Annotated in this window: 15 protein-coding genes and 1 pseudogene; 4 read left to right on the forward strand and 12 right to left on the reverse strand. The window is 47.0% G+C overall.

Going from position 1 to position 20,994, the window contains the following annotated elements; translation table 11 throughout:
- Nucleotides 1–18 precede the first annotated feature (18 nt).
- Both EA58_RS11500 and phnR read left to right on the forward strand, forming a co-directional pair.
- A pseudogene (locus EA58_RS11500) lies at nucleotides 19–1,674 on the forward strand (putative 2-aminoethylphosphonate ABC transporter permease subunit); the annotation flags it as partial.
- Between the two features lie 90 nt (nucleotides 1,675–1,764).
- Nucleotides 1,765–2,463, forward strand: coding sequence for a phosphonate utilization transcriptional regulator PhnR (phnR, locus tag EA58_RS11505; protein WP_036752723.1), 699 nt, complete (start codon nucleotides 1,765–1,767; stop codon nucleotides 2,461–2,463).
- Nucleotides 2,464–2,538: 75 nt separating this feature from the next.
- Here phnR and EA58_RS11510 read toward each other — a convergent pair whose 3' ends face one another.
- The 3 genes from EA58_RS11510 to EA58_RS11525 all read right to left on the reverse strand — a co-directional run bounded on the left by EA58_RS11510 (nucleotide 2,539) and on the right by EA58_RS11525 (nucleotide 5,497).
- The gene (locus EA58_RS11510; protein WP_036752725.1) at nucleotides 2,539–3,330 is read right to left on the reverse strand and encodes a THxN family PEP-CTERM protein; all 792 of its coding nucleotides are present in this window, start codon (nucleotides 3,328–3,330) and stop codon (nucleotides 2,539–2,541) included.
- A gap of 565 nt (nucleotides 3,331–3,895) precedes the next feature.
- Nucleotides 3,896–4,525: an NAD(P)H-dependent oxidoreductase gene (locus EA58_RS11520; RefSeq protein WP_036752732.1), complete on the reverse strand. Its 630-nt coding sequence runs from the start codon at nucleotides 4,523–4,525 to the stop codon at nucleotides 3,896–3,898.
- Between the two features lie 102 nt (nucleotides 4,526–4,627).
- Nucleotides 4,628–5,497 carry a LysR family transcriptional regulator gene (locus EA58_RS11525; RefSeq protein WP_152548001.1) on the reverse strand — a complete coding sequence of 290 codons (870 nt, stop codon included), beginning with the start codon at nucleotides 5,495–5,497 and terminating at the stop codon, nucleotides 4,628–4,630.
- 248 nt (nucleotides 5,498–5,745) lie between these two features.
- Between EA58_RS11525 and EA58_RS11530 the strand changes: the two genes are divergently transcribed.
- A complete protein-coding gene (locus EA58_RS11530; RefSeq protein WP_036752738.1) occupies nucleotides 5,746–7,065 on the forward strand; it encodes an oligosaccharide flippase family protein in 1,320 nt (439 codons plus the stop codon).
- Nucleotides 7,066–7,128: 63 nt separating this feature from the next.
- Here EA58_RS11530 and EA58_RS11535 read toward each other — a convergent pair whose 3' ends face one another.
- Together EA58_RS11535 and EA58_RS11540 are read right to left on the reverse strand one after the other, a co-directional pair.
- On the reverse strand, nucleotides 7,129–9,885 hold the full coding sequence (locus tag EA58_RS11535) for an immune inhibitor A domain-containing protein (RefSeq protein WP_036752741.1): 2,757 nt from the start codon (nucleotides 9,883–9,885) through the stop codon (nucleotides 7,129–7,131).
- A gap of 94 nt (nucleotides 9,886–9,979) precedes the next feature.
- Nucleotides 9,980–10,264 carry a hypothetical protein gene (locus EA58_RS11540; protein WP_036752744.1) on the reverse strand — a complete coding sequence of 95 codons (285 nt, stop codon included), beginning with the start codon at nucleotides 10,262–10,264 and terminating at the stop codon, nucleotides 9,980–9,982.
- A gap of 489 nt (nucleotides 10,265–10,753) precedes the next feature.
- Here EA58_RS11540 and EA58_RS21355 point away from each other — a divergent pair, with 489 nt between their 5' ends.
- Nucleotides 10,754–11,035, forward strand: coding sequence for a hypothetical protein (locus EA58_RS21355; protein ID WP_036752748.1), 282 nt, complete (start codon nucleotides 10,754–10,756; stop codon nucleotides 11,033–11,035).
- Here the strand turns inward: EA58_RS21355 and EA58_RS11550 are convergent.
- From EA58_RS11550 to folE, 7 genes are all read right to left on the reverse strand, one after another.
- The gene (locus EA58_RS11550; RefSeq protein WP_036752751.1) at nucleotides 11,010–11,456 is read right to left on the reverse strand and encodes a GNAT family N-acetyltransferase; all 447 of its coding nucleotides are present in this window, start codon (nucleotides 11,454–11,456) and stop codon (nucleotides 11,010–11,012) included. The two genes, EA58_RS21355 and EA58_RS11550, sit on opposite strands and share 26 nt — an antisense overlap.
- A gap of 114 nt (nucleotides 11,457–11,570) precedes the next feature.
- The gene (locus EA58_RS20945) at nucleotides 11,571–12,977 is read right to left on the reverse strand and encodes a hypothetical protein (RefSeq protein WP_051642036.1); all 1,407 of its coding nucleotides are present in this window, start codon (nucleotides 12,975–12,977) and stop codon (nucleotides 11,571–11,573) included.
- Between the two features lie 151 nt (nucleotides 12,978–13,128).
- The gene (locus EA58_RS11560; RefSeq protein ID WP_036752754.1) at nucleotides 13,129–14,535 is read right to left on the reverse strand and encodes a hypothetical protein; all 1,407 of its coding nucleotides are present in this window, start codon (nucleotides 14,533–14,535) and stop codon (nucleotides 13,129–13,131) included.
- Between the two features lie 253 nt (nucleotides 14,536–14,788).
- Complete coding sequence (locus tag EA58_RS11565) at nucleotides 14,789–16,186, reverse strand: peptide MFS transporter (RefSeq protein ID WP_036752757.1); 1,398 nt, start codon at nucleotides 16,184–16,186, stop codon at nucleotides 14,789–14,791.
- Between the two features lie 409 nt (nucleotides 16,187–16,595).
- Nucleotides 16,596–17,999, reverse strand: coding sequence for an FAD-dependent oxidoreductase (locus EA58_RS11570; protein ID WP_036752760.1), 1,404 nt, complete (start codon nucleotides 17,997–17,999; stop codon nucleotides 16,596–16,598).
- Nucleotides 18,000–18,152: 153 nt separating this feature from the next.
- The gene (locus tag EA58_RS11575; protein WP_161781037.1) at nucleotides 18,153–19,916 is read right to left on the reverse strand and encodes a L,D-transpeptidase family protein; all 1,764 of its coding nucleotides are present in this window, start codon (nucleotides 19,914–19,916) and stop codon (nucleotides 18,153–18,155) included.
- Between the two features lie 359 nt (nucleotides 19,917–20,275).
- Nucleotides 20,276–20,929 carry a GTP cyclohydrolase I FolE gene (folE, locus tag EA58_RS11580; protein ID WP_036752763.1) on the reverse strand — a complete coding sequence of 218 codons (654 nt, stop codon included), beginning with the start codon at nucleotides 20,927–20,929 and terminating at the stop codon, nucleotides 20,276–20,278.
- Nucleotides 20,930–20,994: the final 65 nt, after the last annotated feature.

The raw sequence follows: 20,994 nt of genomic DNA on the forward strand, positions 1-20,994 counted from the left end.
TCCCGGTTCCGGCACAGCCTCGGCCGCGATAATCTGACGCTGGGTACACTTCTGGTTGTATGTACCGGCTTGATGAGCCTCTTCATTGTGGCTCCCTTGCTGGCAATGCTGCAAAAAAGTGTTCAGGATGCTGACGGTGCATTTGTCGGCATGGCGAATTTCACGGCGTATTTTGCTTCTCCTTCGCTATGGTTGTCGCTGCAAAACACCCTCCTGATTGGCGCTGTCGTGACTGGCTTTGTGGGTGTGCTGGCCTTTGGTTACGCCTATGCCCTCACCCGAAGTTGTATGCCATTCAAAGGCCTCTTTACCGTGATGGGTTCAGCGCCGATTCTGGCACCCTCGCTGCTGCCCGCGATCAGTCTGATTTATCTGTTTGGCAATCAGGGCATCGCCAAAGAACTGCTCATGGGACACAGTATTTACGGCCCGATAGGCATCGCGATCGGCCTGATATTCTGGACCTTTCCACACGCCCTGATGATTGTGACAACATCCCTAAAAACTTCAGATGCGAGACTCTATGAAGCGGCAAAAGCACTGAACACTTCCCCGGTTCGTACCTTCTTTCTGGTGACCCTGCCGGGTGCAAAATACGGACTCATCAGCGCATTGATCGTGGTCTTTACCCTGGTCGTGTGCGACTTCGGCGTCCCGAAAGTGATCGGCGGACAATATAACGTGCTCGCAACCGACATCTTCAAGCAAGTGGTTGGCCAGCAAAACTTTGCCATGGGCGCAGTGACTTCTGTGGTCTTACTCTTGCCTGCGCTGTTCGCTTTTGTTGGCGATCGCTGGGTCCAGAAAAAGCAACAAAACCTGTTTGATGCCCGTTCTGTAGCGTACCAGCCTGAACCCAACCGGATTCGCGATGGCCTGTGCCTGCTGTTTTGCTCCCTGATTGCCCTTGCGGTTTTAACCGTAATTGGCATGGCAGTCTACGGTTCACTGGTCACGTTCTGGCCCTGGAATACGACGCTGAGTCTGAACAACTACAACTTTGCCGAATTCAGCACTTACGGCTGGGCACCTTATTTCAACTCACTCAAACTGGCAGCAGGTGTGGCTATCGTGGGCACTCTGGTGATTTTCACCTGCGCATACTGTATTGAGAAAGGACGCAGCTTCGCGCCCTTACGGCACCTGATGCAAATGCTGGCAATTTTGCCCATGGCCGTACCGGGCATGGTCTTAGGTCTGGGATATATTTTCTTTTTTAATCAGACTGATAACCCCCTTTCCTGGCTGTATGGCACCCTCACCATCCTGGTCGTGAATACTGTGGCTCACTATTATACCGTCGGCCATATGACAGCAGTCACTGCACTGAAGCAATTACCGGCTGAGATAGAAGCCATTTCAGCCTCGTTAAATGTGCCTCAGTTCAAAACGTTCCTGAAGGTCACAGTGCCGGTCTGTATGCCCGCCATTCTGGAGATTGCCGCCTATCTCTTCATGAATGCGATGACCACAACATCAGCCATCGTTTTTCTCTATGCGACCGACACCCTACCTGCATCCGTTTCTGTGCTGAATATGGATGACGCGGGACAAACCGGGCCTGCAGCAGCGATGGCTGTGATGATTCTGATCACAGCAGCCGCCGTGAAGCTTCTTCATGTCGGTGCAAATCGACTCAGTGATCAATACACCCAGGCATGGCGAAAACGCTGAACGTTCTTTATGCTAATGACGCCACGTGATTAGCCTTATATCATAGCGATCTGGCTGAGCCATTTTGCAGCCGGTAACAGGACAGAAACAGTGCAATATTTAAAAATCATGGAAGCCATCAACGAGCAGATTGATGCCGGGCTACTCAGCGGTGGGCATAAACTGCCGGCTGAACGTAAGCTCGCGGAGTCATTCAGTACCACGCGCGTCACCCTGCGTGAATCACTGGCTTTATTGGAAGCGGAAGGCAAGCTCTATCGTGAAGATCGCCGCGGCTGGTTTGTGTCGCCAGACCCTTTACGATACGACCCGACTTATACCACCGACTTCCCCGCCATGGCGAAAGCACAAGGCCGAACACCACGGTCTGAGTTGTTGTCGGCCAAAAGAGTACCGGCCAGCCGACGGGCAGCATCATTACTGAATGTCAAACCACTGACAGAAGTCTACCGAATCGACCGGCTTCGCTTTCTCGATGAACGCCCTGTGGTTGTGGTCACAAACTTTATTTCACCGCGCCACTTTCCGGATCTGTTCAAGCACAATATTACGGACTCGCTGACATCGACTTATCGCGAACAGTATGGCGTGATCTATTCAAAAACTCAGTTCAGAGTCCGCTCTACGTCTTTGATGGCCGATACGGCCCATCACCTGCGTGCAACCTCTGGCACACCGGCCATGTTTGTTGAGCGAATCAACTATGACCAGCATGGCAACCTGATTGACTGCGATCTCGAATACTGGCGTCATGATGCGATTTTAATTGAATCGACGGCGACAATATAATTTCCCGGTCATGTCTCTGAAAACAATAAAGGCGCTCACTGCGCCTTTATTCTTATTGCAACTGACATTGCCAGATTACTGATTCTGTTTTCGGGTAAACCTGCGGCGTATCGCAGTCAAAGCCAGAATAAAAGAAACGAAATAAACCATACTGGCCGGTTCAGGCATTGGCACATCACTTTCCCTTGCCGTCAGATTCGCAACAATCAAAGCAAAATTGGTATTTTCTTCGATGGTCTGAAATTCGGTCGCAAACATACCATTCGCCAGAAATCCCTGAATATTCAGGATATAGTCAATCCCATTCACAGTAATGGCATCGCTGAAGTCAGCCGTTGTGACAGTGATAATATCAGCACAGCCATTCACATTGACGCCAGCACCATTTGCCTGACCATTTGCACATGGGTCTGCGCCGTTATCTGTTTCGTTATGGGTGAAATGAAACACAAATTGAACGTCAATAGGTGCACCACCATCAATTGACACCGTTGTATTTAACTCTAAATCGGTCGTCAACAGACTTGCACCATCACTTGAGATGACATTATTCAAGTGTGTAAACATGCCTAACGTAAAATCCGGGCTAGTGCCAGAATTCGTATCAAAGGCCGTTGCAAAAGCAGGAGTTGATTTAAAATCATACCCACTTTGCGGACCACCGTTATTAAAAGGGATTCCCCAACGCAACATTGGATTGTCACTGCCATTCCCGATGGTTGTCGGCTGACCGCCCCCAGCAGTCGCCGTGGTATTCACCCAAGCACCGGTAAAATTACTAAACTGGACCTGGACGATGGCCGCACTTACATTGGCTCCCGCCATCAACATCAAACTGAATAATGTATATTTACCAAGTTTGTTCATGGTACTTCTCCACTTCACCATATTGATATTCGCAAAGTGGATCAGACAAGATATATGCCAGTGAACCTGACACCTTATCCTGAAATTAAGAAATGCACGAAAGAACAGTGCTTATTGAAAAGCAAACAATCACTTAATTCATTCATCTTTTATGGCGCATCCATTTCCCGGGATCACTCACGAAGACTTCCTCGTTTACGCTTGAAAACGCATGTAAAAAGCACTGACAGCCATTCAACAGAGTCCCCACCGAGACCACACAGGTTTTCATGCACGCAACCCCTTGTATATCAAGGATCGACCCGTTATTCGGGATTCAATGCGGATTGACTCATGCCTCTAACCAGCACTCCCTGCGCAATTCATACGCCAACACAGTCTGTAAAAGTTTTGAACACCGACAGGTACAATCACCGCCAGCCTGATCCATGAATAACATCAGACTGATATCAAGTAGGCGTTTCAGAATTCGCACTTCATCATTCGCTCGATCAATGATGAAGTGCTCCTTCGAGATTTCAACAGGGTCAGAGACCAATTCAGTCTGAAGAGACAAGCTGAACGCTTAATTCACCCATTGCGCAAAAGTTTCAGTTGGGACTCTGACTTTCGGCTGATGGGCGCTTGCGTCATCCGGATGACGATAACCGATTGGACAAATCACTGAGGTTGTCAGTCCTTGCTCGGCCAGTCCTAATACATCGTCGTAGCCTTTGGCATCGAAGCCTCCCATCGGGCAAGCATCAACTTTGAGCACTGCCGCGGCCGCCAGAAACTGACCGAGGGCAATATTGGCTTGCTGATGCGCCCACGCTAAACGTTCTCTTTCTGATTGTGAGGCTAACGCACTTTTGAAGGCGTCCACCATACCAGACAGATCAGTCAGCGGTATCTGACGCGCCTCCGATACACGCTGAGCATAACGATCAACCAATGTCTCAGAAGATGCAGTCTGCGCCGCAAACACAACCAGATGAGAACTGTTCAGAATTTTATCCTGCCCCATCGAATGCGGCAGTAACGCTTCTCTGATCGCTGCAGATTGAATGACCAGCAAGCGATAAGGTTGCAAACCAAAAGACGATGCGCTCAGCCGTGCGGATTCTACAAGCTGTTCCACAAGCTCAGGCTGAACTTTCTGATCAGAAAAACGACGGACGGCATAACGCCAGTTCAGGTCTTGGATAAGATTCATATTTCCCTCTGCATATCTGTGATTTCGATTTCGTGCTGATAAAGATACGCAAAGACGGCCATGAAAAATAATGAATGATTTCTGGTTTATCCATAGACGTTATCAAGGGTTCTGACACAGCTGCTGGCAAAGAAACTGGATCACTGCGTCATTGTCATACTGAGGGTAATAACCCAGCTGCAACTGAATCTCCCGTTCCGCACCACCACGCAACGGCAGCTTCAGCCATGTCTCTGCCTCTGTTCCGGCCAGCATCCATTCAGGCAGCCATGCATAGCCCAGCCCCGCTTCGACTGCCGCTTTCGCCGCGTAGAAATGAGAAACGGTCAAGCGCTGCTGACTCCCCAACCAACCCGTACTGGTATTACTGCGTAGTCCCCCGTCCATCACCACAATCTGACAATGACCAACTAAATCATCAACCGATAAGGAATCCATCTTCGCCAGTGGATGATGGCCACTCGCGACAGCCACTTTCCGTATCGTCATCACTTTTTGCGACAACGTATTTGACGGTAGTTTACTGGTCATAGCCAGTTGCACGGTTCCGTCTTCCAACAGCTCATATGCACGAGACAGACAGGTTTCATAAAACCTGAGATTCACCTCAGGGAAATGCGCTTTACACGCCATCACGGTTTTCTGCCAGCCCTCATAGGGATAGAGCGTATCGATTGCCACAGACACTTCACGAATAATTTTGTCCTGATAACTGCCCGCCAGCCTTTCCAGCATCTGGGACTGTTGTACGAGCTGTTTTGCCTGCGGCAGCAAGCTACTGCCAAAAGGCGTGATCATGGCTTTACGGCCTTTCACTTCAAACAACGACTTTTCAAGACTTTGCTCCATTTTACGGATAGCGTGACTCACCGTCGGCTGCGTTTTAAATAACTTCTCACCCGCTTGGGCAAAACCGCCTTCTTCAACCACAGCCACAAACATCTTCCATTGCTCAATGGTTACTTTACTCACACACACTCCGGTCTGCTGTCTTCAAACTTTCCCTATAGTGACATATTCAACCGGCGTGAACATGTTGTATTCGATGGCATTTTGTAAACACCGGGTCAAACAACATCCCATTTTCATGGTGCTCCACGCGTCACAAGTCAGCTTTATTTGAACTGAAATCGATGACGAAGCTTTGATTTCTGCACGAAAAGGCCGCCCGGTATACACTTCACCTTAAGATTTTTAACCTCATCACTGGAAACGTTTGAATGGATTCACGTTCTGAAAAAACAGGTGCCCTTTCCGGCTATATTCGCTCAGGTTTTCTGATCATGCTGTCGAGCCTGGTTCTGGGCTTTATCGCTGACTATCTGCTGAATCTGACACTCAGCCATGCATTACCGGCCCACCAATACGGTGACTACAAAGTCGCCTATGCCTTTGCCACCTTGTCGGGCGTCATTATTTTGCTGGGAGGCGACAGAATTGCCCCAAGAATTCTCGCGACAGCCATCGTGGAGCAAAACCGGGGATACGTGCTCTCTTTCCTCCGGTTCTATCTGGGTATCGCGTTGTTATTATCTATGTTGATCATCACCGCAACCTATCTGGCTGGCTTATTGCACTTCGGTGAAACCGACTTGGCCGAACATCATCCCTTGATGCAAATCGCTTTTGTTATCCCACTCATTGCCTGCGGCGCTTTATTGAGTCGGGTTTTACAGTCCGCAAAAATGCTGGCGTTATCAAACCTGCCCTGGCGTCTTGGTTTACCCCTGATCAAGATGGGTGCTGTTGTCTTACTGATGTTTACTTTGAGTCAGGTAGAAATCTGGCATGTGATTTTATCCGGAGGTATTACCGTAGCCGGTATTACCTTGTTCCAATGGTACAAAATCCGGTCATTAGGATTCATCGATTCAACGCAAGCAATCCCGCCGCTGACAGAAAAACGTCAATTGCTGTTTTGGTCTGTCCCGATGATGCTGACCATGCTCATCTCAATCGCTTTAAATCAGGTTGATCTATTTATGCTGGAAATCCTGGCGGATGAACACGAAGTGGGTCACTTTGCTGCGGCGGCCACCACGGCGCATTTATTACCGGTCGCTCAGGTCACCATTGCTGGTATTTTTTTACCACTGATGGGGCCAGCGATGGATGAATCCCCTGAACTGGCAAAAAAACTGTTCTGGCGAGCCCAGAAGATCATCATGCTGACCATATTTATTCTGGCAACAGGCGAACTGTATTACGGCAGCTGGTTATTGTCTTTTTTTGGCAATAACTTTCAACAAGCAGAGCAGGCGCTGTACTGGCTCATTATTGCCTATGCCATCTGGGGGTTCAGTGGATTTACGTCAACCTGGCTGCAATACAGTCATCATGGTCGGAGCATTGTCATTATCGGGGTTCTGACACTGCTCGCAGACATCACAGCGAATTTCTGGCTGATTCCGGTCATGGGGATGAAAGGTGCTGCAATCGCAACCTGTCTGGCGATGAGCCTGGCCGCTGCATCAACCTGGTTTCAATTTGCCTTTTCCGCCCGTCGTTGTCTGGCCGAAAGTCCAAATGCCCAGCCATGATGAGCATAAAAAAGCGCAACCTTACGGTTGCGCTCAACATGACAAAGCTGAATGAATATTTAATTACAGGTGAACCTGAATCACTTTGGTGGTTACATCACCATCGTTATCCATCACTTTCAGTGTCACTTCATGGTCACCATAGCTTGGGAAAATTGTGGTGAAGAAGCGACCACGTTTCACCTTGCCATTTGGCAGTGTCCATTCTGTATCAACGATGCGGCCATCACTGTCAGTGCTGGTTGACCACATGGTGACCCAACGGCCCACATGGAAAAACTTCGCACTGGCTTCTGGCAACGCATTTGGCACTTCAACGGTTACAGAATAGCTGTAAGTATCCGTCGCACCTTTATCGTCCGTGACAGTAAGGCTTACGGTGTAAGTTCCAGCCTGCTGATATTCCCAGCTTGGTGCAACTTCGTTGCTGTATTTGCCGTTACCGAAATCCCACTGGTGGCTGATGATATCGCCATCCGTATCGACACTCAGGTTCTTCGCCGTCACAGACAGACCATTCACGTTCAGTTCAAAGCTCGCTGTTGGCGCTTCGTTTTGTGAACCAACTTTAGACAGACGAATCACACCAAACTCATTGTTCTGACCTTGCTGAACCACATCAATCATCAGACCAAACTCAGTCAGTTTACGACCAGCATCCGGTACTGTTGGTGAGGTGTAGTCTTCTGCATCAGAGAAGTTCGCATTACCAATCAGGCTGCTGTCTTCCAGCACATCACCCGCACTGTCAACCAGACGCAGTGGCGCTTGATCATTCAGCGAGAATGCCGCATCACGAACCTGGAAGCGCGTTTGTGCTGCCTGACCAGAGTTCGCCCAAACCAGCGCATTCTGATCGGCATCGACAACACCCAACCAACCTTCACCTGGGTGCTTACCAACCCAGTTATCAGTCAGGGATTCATCCACATACCAAACGACCAGGCCTGGTTCGAAGGTCATGATCTGACCCATACGTTTGATGTTTGCCAGACCTTCATCCACACCGGTATGGCTACGCCATTGCAGCAGATAGTAATGCGCTGCATCGTGGTAACCATCAGACAGTTTGTAACCGTTAAAGGCAAAGGTAGAACCAGACTCACCATCATCGATTGCTGTCACTGCACCATCAACATCCAGAACCAGGTTGTCCAGATACATGCCTTCCATCGCCAGACCGCCGTCTGTGACATAGTCGAAGCCTAAAGTCACTTCCTGACCTGCCCACTGGCTCAGGTCAAACTCGGCATCAATCCAGCCATTTGAGTCGCCACCAATCGCCGGAACCAGACCGGTATTGTACGGGTCATCCATAGATGTGATGTTACCGCTGATTTGTTGACCATTGATCAGCACGCGAGCGAAGTCATAGTCTTTCTCAATCTGATACCAGGTTTTGAACTTCAGCGTTACTTTTGTACCGGCAGGAATCACCAGTTTACGGCTCATGCTGTTCTTCAGATCGTCGCCTTTACCTGAATGGAAAGAGTACTGACCTTCAAATGGTTTCAGGGTTTCAATACGCTTGTTCGGCAACGACACTTTGACCATGTTTGGCAATTTGGTCTCTGTGGTCTGGAACAGGGTAAATTCACGAGGTGAGTTCTCCAGATCGCTCAGAGAAACCTGCTGATCATTGACCCAGTGGCCACCAATGGATTGTTGCAGGAACTGCTTCGCCCATGAGCTGAATGCCGTTGGCTGTGTACCACCGATCTGACCCGCCCAGCTGCCCGAAGACATGATAGACCAGTATGAAACAGGCTCACCCTTACCGGTATACTGCGTGTCATACTCATCAGGCAGGCCCAGATCATGGCCATACTCGTGCGCACACACACCCGCAGCGGCGTCAATTGGCTGAATGGTGTAATCAAAAGCTGCGTATTGACCATTAAAACGACCCGGAACATTACTCTTTGTTCCTTCCAGTACATGAGGCTGACCCAGGTTGAAACGGTGAGACCAGATTGCATTGGCACCCAGGACACCACCACCCGCTTCTTCACCCACGGAAGAGTGGAAAACCATCAGGTGATCGATCACGCCATCTGGCTCACGATAGTTACCATCGCCATCATAGTCATAGCGATCTTCAACGTCGTAATCAGCCAGATTAATGTTTGGATCCTGTGCCAACTGATTCAGTGCTTCACGAACCAGTTCCTGAGCATTCAGGTCATTGTCGGTTGTCGGCGAGTTACCACCGTAAAACGCAGCATTTTTTGATGCATGATACCAGCCAGCGGCCTGACCCATCACAGAATAGGTATTGCCAGATTCCTGCTCATAGTACTGACGCATGGAAATAAAGTTTTCACCGTTCGGGCCGGTATAGCCTGTACCCGAGAACAGCAGATCCTGATAGTGATCAGCTTTATAGCTGTCATACAGCATTTCTGTATGTTCTTTAGTCAGTTTATTGTCATCCCACGGCAGATCCGGGAAGTCGATCAACAGCGCCAGTACTTTATCCGTACGTTTTTGACTGACATCTAATGCAAAAACATTTGCACGTTGCATGCCTTTATTTTTCTGGATTGTTTTCAGTACTTTTGCGCGCTTTTCCAGAGCCTGTTTGCCAAACTGAGCGTCGCCTTTAAATCCTGAGCGAATCTTGTTTTCAAGGTACTGATCCAACGCATGGCGTTTTTGTTCTTCAGATGCCCCAGCATCAACAACACCATTTCTGACCAGCATTTCAATCAATTTATCTTCGTTCACCACACCCAAGTCCACAGGTGTTTGCGCATAGCCACTGCCACTGAACAAAGTGAACATTGCTGAAGCCAACAATGTTTTCTTCATGTGTTTCATTTACTGTCCTTATTTATATTTTCCATCGTGAAGTTGTCAAAACCCTAACCGAGCAAAAAATGCTCAGTTATTAACAACGCAGTTTAATCAGAGATTACTTAGGAGAAATACACTTCCTTTGTGTCATATCTGATGAATCTGAAGAATTTGTTGTGTCTTTTACGATCTGTTTTTTATCTTTCTGATTATTGCCTTTCAGCATGGCTTTTCTATTCAGGTAAATTCTGAGTGCCTCTTGCTTCTCAGCATAAGTCAGACCTTCACAAATGATGCCTTGCTCTTCCAGTGAGCGGATTAACCTTTCATCATCAGCCTGAACCTGAGCCATCGCCACCCCAGGAAATAACCACAAAGCGATGAATAGACATGCAGGTTTCACTATTCACCCTCCTCTTTGTAAACATTGTGTAACAAAATATATGCAACCATTTTGTTCAGCAAGCTGTCAAAACAGCATGAAGAGCTGGAAATCACACTTTCAACATAAAAAGTTAACTATCTATAAAACAAAAATCATATCATCATCAACTATTTAATCATAAATACAGAATAAACAGTCATCACACTCTCTATTGATTAAAGACTAGATCGTCGCATCATGCTTCCTGATAACCTTCATTACTATCTCATCTTTATATTGATATAAGCGGAAAAACCGGATACAGACAGCCTGTTCCGCATAACTATTCCAAGATATCGTTTAATTATTTTTGAGGATTTTTTTGAAGTACGTCGAAAAAGTGCTTTTATGGGTATTCGAATGGCTGAAACAGATGAATATTCGTGAAATACCCAACAAAAATAAATAACTTACACATCAATAAAGAATAATATGATGAAGCGTCATCGATGGGGGTGATGAATTACCATGTTTTTTTCATGGTTAAGTCGCTGGGATTTTAAAAATAGCCTCAGTGAATTTTCAGAAATGATGTATTTCCTGAACAACCCCATCAATGTTTCGAGAATGACTCACAGCGGGGCTGAATTATTTCTAATCGCCCAAATCGCTTCACCAACTGAAAGAAAGGAGCATCTGTATGATGCGGCAACTCAGTGCAAGAAAATAAATGAAGGGATCATTTCACCAGAAAAGTTGTTGCCGCACACTGTTCAAGGAATCATCAATCCACCCTCAAAACCGGCATGATGTATTTGAAGGAAGTGCGCTGAAAACCAGCATTCTGATAAAACTGCCCCACACCCTCTCGCGATTCAGCACTGGTCACTTCCAGACAGGCACACCCCTGCTCGATTGCACTTTGTCTGGCGTATGCAAGCAGCTCAGAGCCAATCCCTTGATTTCTGTAATCCGACTCGACCACCAGTGCCGTCACCCGGGCATAACGCTCTGCAGTTGGAAAATAATCAAAATAGACCACAGAAATGACTCCCACAGGCTGGTCGTTCATTTCTGCAACGGCAATCTCTTCAGAGTCTGAATCTGCGACATAGACCATTTGTTCAACACGCTTCGGATCAACCGTGTAGCCAAGCTGCGCCAATAACTGGCTTATCCCTTGTCCATCAGATGACTTCGCAGGGCGAATATGAAGTTGAGGTTTATGCATGTACTGTCCTTTCAACAAACAAAGTGAGAACTCAGTATATAAAAGCATTTAATCATCAACACCTTACCTTGGTTCTCACCCTTGCGTCATAGTCAATTCAATTCAATGAAATGATTACTTCCAGTTTTTATACATGGCTTCCGCCAGAGCTTTATTTGGGGTCAGGATTACGGTCAAAGGGGCTGGCTGATAGTCCTGATCGAGCAAAATGACTTCATCTCTCGCCAGATAGCTCGACATCACCATCTGGGTTTCATTCCCCAGTTTCGGGTTTTGTGGCACATGACCAAACTGAATACTAATGGTCTGGTATGGCAGTGCCGGCTGACTAGGTGATGGTGTCGTCAGCTTTGATTCAAAACTCCAGCTCGCCTCAAATTCTGCTTCACCAAATGGTTTCACCATGACCGTCGTGTCTGTGGTAAAGGTCAGTTGGGTCAGCGCCGGTATTGGCGGGACATCATTTTGAAACTCAGCCAGATCTCTTAGGTGATACCACCGCTTGCCAATGAAGTCATCTGCTGTCAATTGTGTGCCGGCTTCCTGGAAAGTGGCCTTTGTTTGCCAAACCGCCAGGAGTTTATTTGAAACATCGTAGAACAAATTCCCCACAGCAAAGTCGCTGGAAAGATAAAGGAATTTAGCGGTCACTGCCGGCTGTGACCCCACAGACAGTGTCATGCCTGACACTCGATATGGGGTTCCGTCGCCGATAAAGCCAATACTGCTGCTCGTGATTTTTCCCGCTTCAAACTTTAATTGATGAGGAATCCTGACGCCTATATTCGGAAACTCAAGGAAGACCGGTTCCCCCCGTTCAAGAAAGGTTTTCAAACCTTTCACCCGCTCGGTTTGTGTCACGTCTCCTTGGTCATTTACAGCCAGCGTCACCGAATCAAAATCCACATTGTTGTTTTCCAGCGTCTGGATACGCGATTTTAATGCCTGAATTTGTACTTTCTGAGTTTCTGGCTCGTTATCATTCAGCGTTTCACCCAACATTTTGGTCATTGTCCGAGCGTATAAGTGGACTTTTTTCGCTTCAGGATTCGAAGCTTTTAAAGCAACATAGTCATTTTTCAGCAGTGCAGGATCCAAGTTCAGGCTGGCTGCAAATTCATCCAGAGTCTGATCATTCATCTGAGCCAGGGTGGAAAACGGTGTCACGACAACATTACCCGCGCCAGCCAGAAGTTCTGCATCTTTCCAGACATAACCGGAATGATCGCTGTCTGTAGTTTCTCCGGCAATGACTCGGGCAATCAGTCGATACTGCTGATCACTTTTCTGAATTGCAACTTCACCGTTCGCATTCGTCCGTTTTGATAAAACTTCACCTGTATCGCAAGCAAGGTTACTATTTCTGTCAACACAGACTTCAGCATTCGATAAATAGCCGTCAATCACCTGAATCGTCTGGGTATTCTCTCCCGGAGACGGATCACCATCTGAATCAGAACCCCCACCACACCCGGATAAGATAGCCGTCGATACCAGTAACGATAACAGTGACTTTTTCATACACCCTTCCCTCAACGCTGAAACGCCAAAATAAGCAAAAATATTCATATCGGTTATTTTTCGATCAAGTCGATGATGTGTCCACTCGGGCATATCATCCGCGTGAATGCAATCGAATACAAATGAGAGGTGAATCGCAAATTATAGAGATTCATAATTTCCAGTTGCGGTAAATTGCTTCTGCCAGCGCTTTATTTTTGGTCAGAATGATACTCGATCCGGCATCCACTTCTCCGTCATCCATTCTCAGTTTCTGAAAATCTTTCACTAAAACCATGTTGTCATGCTGGAAAAGCGTCTGAAGCACCATGCCCTTCGCATCCGCCAGGCTCGGCCGGGATGAAATATCGCCAAACGGAATTCGGATAACTTGAAAATATGGGTCTGTGTTTGGCAATTCATGATTAGAAACGATATTCCAGCTTGTTTCAAAGGCCGTTTCCCCTCTCGGTTGAATCAACACACGATCTTGACTGACAAACGTCAATTCTGTCAGTGCCGGTTTTGAAGCTGCGCCTCTGCCATCTTTAGAGCTGGCTAAATCCCGCAGGTGGTACCAGGTTTGCCCAATAAAGTCATCTGCTGTCAATAAAGTATCCACACCATTGGCAATAGCCTGTTCAGACCAAACACTGAGGATATTGTAGTTACCCGGATTAAAATCTTTATCCGGTTTCACAAAACTCACGGCTAGTTTATCTGACAGATACAGAAAGTCGGTATAGATGAGATCGGATTTCAGATTCAATCCGGAGACTTGATATGGCGAGGAGAATCCAAGCTTTGATTCATATTGAGTCCCATTTTCAAACCGGTTCACAAAAGACGCGTAAGCATAACTATTGAAGAAAGAGACATGCAGTGACTTGCCATCCAGATAACCGGCTAAATCCACAATGCGATCCGACTGCGTGACCTCCCCTTTCCGGTTCACAACTAAATCGACATCATCCAGATCCACATGATTATTTTCTAATGTCTCAATGTGAGATTTCAGTGCCTGAATCTGCTTTTTCTGCGTTTGAGCGTCATTCCAGACCAGCGTTTCACCCAGCATTTTGGTGATCGTTCGGGCATATAAATGAACCTTTTTGGCATCCGGGTTCGTTTTTTTCAACGCAACATAGTCTTGGGTGATCAGGCTCGGATCCAGATTCAGACTGGCAGCATAATCCGTCAGCGTTTGTTGATTCAATTGGGCTAACGTGGAAAAAGGGGTCACCAATCGATTCCCAGCACCAGCCAGCAACTCGGCGTCCCGCCAAACGTAGCCTGGATGATCACTGTCTGAAGTCTCACCGGCAATGAGTCGGGCTATCAATGGATACTTGCTGTCACTTTCCGAAATCGTCACTTGCCCTTTCGCATTCGTCCGCTCTGATAAAGCTTCACCGGTATCACAGACAAAATTATTATTTCTGTCTACGCAGACTTCAGCATTCGATAAATAGCCATCAATCACCTGAACCGTTTCTTTGTCCTCCTGACCTGAACCTGAGCCACCACACCCCGACAACAGCACAGGCGAAACCAACATCCATAACAATGCATGTTTCATATACAATTCCCTTTATCAAACTGTTCAAAAATAATGCAACAATTAGCAAAGGGTATTGGTCATCTCGCAGATATGTCCATAGACTCATATCATCTACGTGAATGCAATCGCATACACAAAATGAGAGGTGAATCGCAATATCAGGAGGTTGTTAATCAGGCGGGCAGGAAGGCGTGAAAAATAAAGAAGGAATATAGGACGAATAAAAACGGGAGCAATTCGCTCCCGCTTCTACGACATCATGACTCAATGATCAGGCTTGCGCTGGTTTTGCATTTGAAGGAGCTTCAGCTTCTTTCGCTGTTTTACCTTCCGCGCCATGCATCCAGAGAATCAGTTGATTTGAGAACACCACCAGAATCAGGCCAGATGCTGCCGCAGTGATAGCAATGCCACCAAAGATTGCCAACGGACCCGATTCACCCACGTGAGCACCAATCATACCCGCAACATAGTTCGCCACGGCGTTAAAGCCAAACCAGACTCCCATCATCAAAGATGCCAGACGGAGTGGCGCCAACTTGGTGATCATTGACAGGCCAATTGGGGACAGACACAGCTCACCCATGGTATGGAAGAAGTAAGCTGCAACAATCCACAGCATGGACGTCTTCGCTGACAGATCTCCACCTTGCTGCAGCACAGCACCCACCATACAGACAAAACCAATCGCCAGCAGGAAAAGAGCAATCGCAAATTTAATTGGTGAACTTGGTTCTTTCGGGCCCATTTTCACCCACAAAGAAGCCAGAATTGGTGCCATCGTGATAATAAAGAATGGGTTCAGCGACTGGAACCAGGCTGTTGGCACTTCAAAGCTGCCAATCATCCGGTCGGCATATTGCTGTGTATAAATGTTCATCAGGCCACCAGCCTGCTCAAAGCCAGCCCAGAAAACAACAACAAACAGACCCATGATCATAATGACTTTCAGGCGGTCGATTTCTTTACGGGTCAGCGGTGCTTTTCTACCTGTGGTAGACATTGCTGCTGCACGTTTTGCTGCAGGAACCTTACCAATATCGCCCAGCAGTTTTTCTGCAAAGAGCAACTGAATCACCAGACTGAAAACCATACCGATACCAGCTGCCAAAAAGCCGGCTTTCCAACCATAGGCTGCTGTTGCAGCGCCAGCGATGATCCCGGCCAGCAATGCGCCTAGGTTAATCCCCATATAGAAGATGGTGAAAGCACCGTCACGGCGATGATCACCCTCTTGATACAGGTCACCAACCATGGTTGAAATGTTTGGTTTAAAGAAACCATTACCAATGATCAGCCATGCCAGCCCCAAATAAAAAGCCATTGTGGCACTTTGGCCAACGATAGAATGTGGGAGAGCAAGCGTAAACTGGCCGAACGCCATCAATACACCACCAATGATGATAGATCGGCGCTGACCTAAGAAATTATCGGCTACCCAACCACCGATCAACGGCGCGATATACACCAGACCTGTGTAAATACCATAGAGACTGAGGGCATCCTCTGTAGACCATCCCAGGCCACCACTGACTGTTTTATCTGTCAGATAAAGTACAAGAATGGCACGCATCGCATAATACGAAAAACGCTCCCAAAGCTCAGTACCAAACAGCAGGAACAAACCTTTTGGGTGCCCCATCAGGGTCCCACTTCCTTTGTTGCTCATAATTATTCTCTTCGTTGAGGTAGTTATGTATCCATATATCCGGCTCATTTTATAAATTACAAACTAAATCACTGCAAATTTTAACAGAAACAGAACAAAATACGAACAACGTAAGCTATTGATTTATAAGGAAAGAGTTTTTTCAACCATTTTTGAAATATTACTTTTTACCCCCAAAATAGAGTAAAGACCTTCATTAAGATAATTATGTGACAATAAAATCTAATATTTACAGTTTATTTAGATGATTACACTTATTTTTTCTCTTATTCATGATTGTTACACTTTGAAGCATGGGAATGAATGAAAAACACGCACTCCGATAAACATCTGATGAAGCCTCAATTTGCAACATGACGAATAAAAAAAGCAGGTTGACTCACCTGCTTTACCACTCAACAACTCACTTTCATTTATCAGCCTTTCCCGCCGACTTTGCGAGTTTTGCCAAATGCCTGTCCAGCCAGAAAGGCTGACGATGACTATCTTCTGCCATTTCTTTTCTACGAATTGCATTTCTGATAATCATCGCCCCAAGCCAGCGAAATGGCTCGGAAGGGAAGAAAGCTAATGGGCCTGTGACAAGCCCCGAGCGTGTCCAGGCGTTATCTTCCCCAAGAATCAGTGAAGAGAGAATCTGTCCTCCCATCCAGCTTTGCGCGACACCATTCCCTGAGTATCCCAGCCCGTAAACGATGTCAGAATTTTCTGCTAAGCAACCGAAAAATGGCATGCCGGTCACTGAGCGATCTGACGCGCCTGTCCAGGTCGCATCAATCGCTTCAAGAGGAAGCGAAGGAAAAAAACGACGAAAAGCAGTATTTAAGATCTGCTGATAACGACTGGGTTCCTCAAACACCTTTGCTACCCGGTTCGCAAAAGAAAAGTAATTCCCGCCTTTGCCCAGCATCAGCCTGCCATCTGGTGTGGCGCGATAATAATGAACAAAAGTGCGCCCATCGATCACAGTTTTACCGTCTTTTAACCCTATCTGTGCCAACGCTTCAGGGATCGGTTTTGTGATCATCATGTCTGATGAAACCAGCACAACACTGTTTTTAAACGCCGGAAATAACGATGGCATCCAGGCATTCAGAGCAAGCACAACTTTTCCGGCACGAATGGTTCCCCGTGGGGTGGCAATACAAACCGGTGACTGCTCTTTTTCTATACCCGTCATAGGTGTCTGTTCATAGATCGCAATCCCCATGTCTTCAGCAACACGCTTTAATCCCCTGACCAAGAACCCGGGCTGAACACTGGCCGCCGCCTCAGAAAAGTGCCCTTCCCGATGGAGCGCCGAGCCAGATTCAGCCTGTACTTTATCTTGTGCCCAAGGCTGCCAAGCATTGATACCATGTCGATGCAGCTCATTCAGGACAGGTGCCAACTCCCCCTGCTGTGCCGGGTTCGAGGCCGTGTATAAAGTGCCGTGCCGCCTCAATTGAGCATCAATCTGATGCTTCTGACAAAATACCTCGATTGCTTCAATTGCCTGTTCCGACGCTTTGACCAAACGTATCGCTTCTGCTTCACCATACAGCTTTTTCAGACTCAGAAATTTCGTCGACCAAGTCAGCATGCAGCCACCATTTCTTCCTGAAGCACCGCTGCCACATAAATCTTTTTCAATCACAGCAATATTCAAAGACGGCTGTTTTTGTTTGAGATGAATGGCTGTCCACAAACCAGTAAATCCGCCACCGATAATACAGACATCGACATGAATATCTTGCGCCAGCACCTGAACCGATCGGTTTGACTCACGCGCTAAAGCTTCCTGAAACCAAAACGGACGTTGATTCGTTTGCATATCACCACCAACTGGTATAGACCAAAATAATCTATACTCTACGCAACATGCTATGGGTAACTCAAGCGCGTCCGTCGCAGTGACACAGAAAATTCACTGAAACGACATGTGCCCTGTATGAAACAGGGCACGAAAGGAATTCACACATTCAGTTTAGCGAAAACTGTTCATCGCAATGTAATCATGCTCTGCCGGCACGGAAGTATCGTCATCGTAACCGTAGATATCTTCACGAACTTGCAATAACCCCTTTTCATCCAACCATGCTGTGCGATAAATGAAATCGACAGCAAGGGTTTTTCTCAGATTAATCGTCGCAGTCGTACGCCTTTTCAACAGGTTCTCATAGCTGGCACTTTGACCCGCATGTTGTCGCTCCAACAGGTAATGTGCCAAATCATGTGCCCGTTCAACCCGGACACAGCCAGAGCTAAAATTACGTTTACTCTGATTAAACAAACGCTTGGACGGTGTGTCATGTAAATAAATTGAGTAACTGTTCGGCATCATGAACTTCACCTGCCCTAACGCATTGTTCGGTCCGGCTCTTTGCTGAAACTCATATGGAAAACTTTTTGCCGACACTGTGCTCCAGTCAATCTGATTCGGATCAATCGATTCACTGGCATTTCGGCGTGAAACAATCCGCATATTATGGCTGGCAAGGTAATTCGGTGACCGTTTCAGCTTGGGAATCACATCCTCTTCTTTAATCGTCTCTGGCACATTCCAGGTTGGATTCACCACCATATGATTGATGGCCGAAGAGAACAGATATGTTGGGCGTTTGCTGCGACCGACAATGACTTTCGATTCAAATAAAACGTCATTGTCATCCAGAATTCTTAACATAAATTCCGGAATATTCACTTGCAGCACCTCCCCTTGACCGTCACGGCGCAGGACTCGGTTTCTCTGCATATTCAGCGCCAGCAATTGTGCAACCTGCTGATAAGATCTTGCCATATTCCGGGCTGTTTCTGGCCCGATCACGCCATCAGTCTTTAAACCATGACGTTGCTGAAAATGACGTATGGCGGCATGCACGACACCCGTGTTTACAATCGCTGTGCTCATGCCATCCATCTCACCAGCTTCAGCAGAAGTCAGATTCGTCAAATCCTGATCAGACAGATCACCGAACACATTCAGCATTTTGATCAATTTCTCACCACGCGGAATAGTCTCACCATACTGAATGGCTGGCCGACCGGTCAGATAGACGCCGTGTGGCGCTAATTGTTCCAGGCGGTTGATCTGAGAAACCAGATCTGAAAAATTTGATTCTATCGGGCGTAATCGTTTGATTGTACTGAGCGTGACAGGCGTCCCCATTCTCGGGGCGGCCTGTATCTCTTTCATCGACAAGGTAAAATCAGCAGGACGGTATAACGCGCTGGGATCACGCTGAATTTGATGCACAATTGCCTGATACACAAACAGACTATCGGTTGCCAGTAAATCGAAGCCTCGCTGATCGCGTTTGTCTCTTAATTGGTTCAGCTCGTTCATGCGTTGCAGCAATCCCGGCACACGCTGCGTTTCTGCCAACACCATCAGTTGTTGCATGAATTCATCAACAATAGCGGGATCTTGCCAGGCAGGCATGAAATCTTGACGGGCATAAAACCCTTGCAGCTGTTCAGGGAAGCAAAGCTGATCAGACTGGGATGGACAAATCATACGTGTACTGGTCAGCGACATCGAATCCAAACCATGTCGCCCTAACTTCGGCATCGTCAAGGTTGCTGATACCATCGCCTTAGACACGGGAAGTAAATTGCTCTGACTCTCTTCCGCACGCGCAATTGACGTGTTCATCAAAATAGCCGCAAAAACCCCGAGCATGCTCAGCCTGAATGCCTCAGGCAACCATTTCACCTGCGAATGAGCCTGAGAAATCAGATTTTTTGTCACCCTGTAACTTTTTAATTCACTCATAACCAGACAACCCCAACATCTGCTCTGCGCTGTATATTTCATCCCTGACAACCCGATAAAATATCCACTGGAGATCAAAACTTTGTCTTTTCTTAGTCAAAGTTTATGCAATCGCAATCTCGTCAAGTGTTCAAATTTTGATAATCACTAAAGTTAAAGAATGACGCATCATCATGAAGGCTATCTATCAAGCATTGACGATTTTTACGTTGTTTTTCGGATGAATTTAGTAATTTTGTATTGCAGATGTGGAAGTGGAGACCATAAAAAAAGCCAATATAAGCAACGCTTACATTGGCTTTCATTGGTATCTTTTTGAACTGTTTTAAAAACGGTTAACGCAATCCATGCAGAAATTCAGCGCGGGTGGCTGGGTTGCGCTTAAAGATACCACCCAAAGCAGTCGTTGTGGTTTCGCTGGTCTGATCCATCACCCCACGTGCTTTCACGCAATAATGTACGGCATCGATTCTGACAGCAACATCATCACTTTCCAGCAACGTTTGTAAAGCAACCAAAATCTGCTGGGTTAATCGTTCCTGTACCTGCGGGCGTTGCGCAAAAAATCTGACAATCCGGTTGATTTTAGACAATCCGATGATCTTGCCGCGTGGAATATAAGCCACAGTCGCCTTGCCATCAATGGTCACAAGATGGTGCTCACACGTACTGGTCATCGTAATATCTTTCACACGAACCAGTTCATCACAGTTCATCTTATTATCAATCACTGTGATTTTCGGGAAATTTGCATAGTCCAGGCCAGAGAAGATTTCGTCCACATACATCTTGGCGATACGCTTTGGCGTATCCATCAGGCTGTCATCGGTTAAATCCAGAGACATCAACTCCAGAATTTCACGGACATGGTATTCGATGCGCTCTTTTTTCTCGGCACTGTCAACAACCTTGTTGGTCATCGGGGTTTCCAGTCCTCGAGACTCAAGCGCCTGACGGACTTTCAATGCTGATTCGCTTAATGCTGTCATTCTCTCCTCCAACTGGCTCAGGCGAATGTTCTAGCCTGTTCTGCCGTGCCAGTAAACACTGAGCC

It is taken from the genome of Photobacterium galatheae (assembly GCF_000695255.1).
Taxonomy (GTDB): domain Bacteria; phylum Pseudomonadota; class Gammaproteobacteria; order Enterobacterales; family Vibrionaceae; genus Photobacterium; species Photobacterium galatheae.

What these genes read in the sequence shown, in the direction of transcription:
- EA58_RS11550 (WP_036752751.1), bottom strand. Translation starts at nt 11,456, where the DNA reads ATGCATAAACCTCAACTTCATATTCGCCCTGCGAAGTCATCTGATGGA.
- folE (WP_036752763.1), bottom strand. Translation starts at nt 20,929, where the DNA reads ATGACAGCATTAAGCGAATCAGCATTGAAAGTCCGTCAGGCGCTTGAG.
- EA58_RS11520 (WP_036752732.1), bottom strand. Translation starts at nt 4,525, where the DNA reads ATGAATCTTATCCAAGACCTGAACTGGCGTTATGCCGTCCGTCGTTTT.
- EA58_RS21355 (WP_036752748.1), top strand. Translation starts at nt 10,754, where the DNA reads ATGTTTTTTTCATGGTTAAGTCGCTGGGATTTTAAAAATAGCCTCAGT.
- EA58_RS11565 (WP_036752757.1), bottom strand. Translation starts at nt 16,186, where the DNA reads ATGAGCAACAAAGGAAGTGGGACCCTGATGGGGCACCCAAAAGGTTTG.
- EA58_RS11530 (WP_036752738.1), top strand. Translation starts at nt 5,746, where the DNA reads ATGGATTCACGTTCTGAAAAAACAGGTGCCCTTTCCGGCTATATTCGC.
- EA58_RS11535 (WP_036752741.1), bottom strand. Translation starts at nt 9,885, where the DNA reads ATGAAACACATGAAGAAAACATTGTTGGCTTCAGCAATGTTCACTTTG.
- EA58_RS11570 (WP_036752760.1), bottom strand. Translation starts at nt 17,999, where the DNA reads ATGCAAACGAATCAACGTCCGTTTTGGTTTCAGGAAGCTTTAGCGCGT.
- EA58_RS11560 (WP_036752754.1), bottom strand. Translation starts at nt 14,535, where the DNA reads ATGAAACATGCATTGTTATGGATGTTGGTTTCGCCTGTGCTGTTGTCG.
- EA58_RS11510 (WP_036752725.1), bottom strand. Translation starts at nt 3,330, where the DNA reads ATGAACAAACTTGGTAAATATACATTATTCAGTTTGATGTTGATGGCG.
- EA58_RS20945 (WP_051642036.1), bottom strand. Translation starts at nt 12,977, where the DNA reads ATGAAAAAGTCACTGTTATCGTTACTGGTATCGACGGCTATCTTATCC.